The organism is Leucobacter sp. M11 (genome assembly GCF_035726885.1).
In the GTDB taxonomy this organism is placed as follows: Bacteria; Actinomycetota; Actinomycetes; order Actinomycetales; family Microbacteriaceae; genus JAPFRB01.
In genome coordinates, this window is the sequence record NZ_JAPFRB010000004.1 from 29504 (window position 1) to 31850 (window position 2347).

Sequence of the window (2347 nt, forward strand, 5' to 3'; positions counted from 1 at the left end):
CTCAGCGCGCGAGTGCGCTGAGCCGCTCGATTGCGAGGTCGATCGTGGCGTCGTCCTTGACGAAGGTGAAGCGCACCCAGGAGGAGAGGGCGCGCGCCGTGGGGGACCCTTCGCGGCAGAACGCGGACAGCGGCACGCAAGCGACGCCGAGCCGCTCGGGGAGGGCCCGGGCGAAGGCTGCGCCGTCGGGAACCTCGGGGCTCAGGAACGGACTCGCGTCGGCGCAGACGAAGTAGGTGCCGCCCGCGACCGAAACCGGGAAGCCCGCGGCGCGGAGCCCGGCGACGAGCCGGTCGCGCCGGGCGGCGAGCCCGTCCCGGAGCGCCGCGATGTCCCCGTCTCCCTCGACCAGGGCGCGGGCGATCGCGGGCTGGAACGGGGCACCGCCGGAGTACGTGAGGAACTGCTTGATCGCGAGCACCGCCTCGATCAGCTCGGCGGGCCCGGTCACCCAGCCGATTTTCCACCCGGTCAGGGAGAAAGTTTTCCCCGCGGAGGAGATCGTGAGGGTGCGCTCGCGCATGCCCGGCAGCGTGGCGATGGGGGTGTGCTCGAGGCCGTCGAAGGTGAGGTGTTCGTAGACCTCGTCGGTGACGACGATCGCATCCACCCGGGCCGCCGCCTCGGCGAGCGCGCCGAGCTCGGCCCGGCTGAGCACCGTCCCCGTCGGGTTGTGCGGCGTGTTCACGAGGATCAACCGGGTCCGCTCGGTCACGGCGGCCTCGAGCGCGGCAACGTCGAGGGCAAAACCCCGCTCCCCGGGCACGAGCGGGACGGTCACGTGCGTCGCCCCGGACATCGCGATCGTGGCCGCGTGGGCGTCGTAGAAGGGCTCCAGCGTGAGCACCTCGTCGCCGGGTCCGGCGAGCGCGAGCACCGTCGCGGCGATGGCTTCGGTGGCCCCCGCGGTGACGAGCACATCGGTCTCCGGGTCGTAGCTGAGGCCGTAGTGCCGGTCCTGGTGCGCGGCGATGGCCGCCCGGAGCGGCGCGATTCCGCGCCCCGGCGGGTACTGGTTTTCGCCGGAGGAGATCGCCTCCCGGGCCAGCTCGCGGATCCAGGCGGGGCCATCCTCATCCGGGAAGCCCTGCCCCAGATTTGCGGCCCCGGCGCGGGCGGCGAGGGCCGTCATCTCCGCGAAGATCGTGGGCCGCACGAGCCCGTCCGGGGCCGTGAGGCCGGTTGCGGATGCGACTGCGCGCCAACGAAGGGTCATGCCCCCAGCTTAGGGAGCCGAGAAGCCGCCCTCCACCTGGAACACGGTGCGACCCGAGTGGCTGCCCGCGAGGATCGACGCAAGCACCCGCGGCGCCTCGCGGACCGGGGCATCGTTCGTGAGCGCTGCCAGGCGAGCGGGGCGAAGATCGGTTGCAAGCCGGGCCCAGAGCCGGCGTCTCGCGTCGATGCCGAGCTGCACCGAGTCCATCCCCGCCAGGGTCACCCCGCGGAGGATGAACGGGAGCACGGTCGTGTCCAGGGCGGTGCCCCCGGTAAGACCGCTCGCGGCGACGATCCCGCCGTAGCGCAGCGCGCCGAGCACCCGGGCCAGGGTGGCCCCGCCGACCGTGTCGACCGCCGCCGCCCACTCGGCCCGAGCCAGGGGCCGGGGCTCCGATTCGTCCTCGGTGAGTCGGCCGATGACGCGGGCGGCGCCCAGGCCGAGCAGGTGGGCCTCCACATCGGCCTTGCCGGAGGAAGCGACGACCTCGTAGCCGAGGCCGGAGAGCAGGTCGACGCTGACGCTGCCGACGCCGCCGCTCGCCCCCGTCACGAGGACGGGGCCGTCGCCGGGGGTGATGCCGTGCGTTTGGAGCGCCTGCACGCTCATCGCCGCGGTGAACCCCGCGGTGCCGATGGCCATCGCCTCGCGGGCATCGAGCGCCCCGAGCGGCACGACCTGCTCGGCGGGCACTCGGGCGTACTCGGCGTAGCCGCCGTGCGCGCCGGTGCCGATCGCGTAGCCGTGCGCGAGCACGGGGGTGCCGACCAGGACGTCGGGGGAGTCGCTCGCCACGACGATCCCGGCGAGGTCGATGCCGGGCACCCGCGGGTACTCCCGCACCACCCCGCCGCCCACGGTGAGCGCGAGCGCATCCTTGTAGTTCGCGCTGGAGGAGCGCACCCGAATGAGCACCTCGCCGGGCGGCAGATCCTCGACGCCGAGGGTGGTGACCTCGGCGGAGACGCCGTCGCCGGTCTCCACGGCGATGAGCGCGGAAAAGCGCTGGGAGACGAGATCGTGCATGGGGCCCTCCTTGCCGTCCGTGAGCGTCGGCGGAGCCGCAACGCTCGGTCCCAGTAGGGTACCTCCCGCCGGACACGCAGGCGAGGGAGGCACCTGGGAAGC

At 73.7% G+C, this 2347-nt stretch carries 2 protein-coding genes; both read right to left on the minus strand.

The window, feature by feature from the left end:
* Nucleotide 1: 1 nt before the first annotated feature.
* Nucleotides 2–1216: a pyridoxal phosphate-dependent aminotransferase gene (locus tag OOT08_RS12115; RefSeq protein ID WP_325092975.1), complete on the minus strand. Its 1215-nt coding sequence runs from the start codon at nucleotides 1214–1216 to the stop codon at nucleotides 2–4.
* 9 nt (nucleotides 1217–1225) lie between these two features.
* Nucleotides 1226–2245: an acrylyl-CoA reductase family protein gene (locus OOT08_RS12120; RefSeq protein ID WP_325092976.1), complete on the minus strand. Its 1020-nt coding sequence runs from the start codon at nucleotides 2243–2245 to the stop codon at nucleotides 1226–1228.
* Nucleotides 2246–2347: the final 102 nt, after the last annotated feature.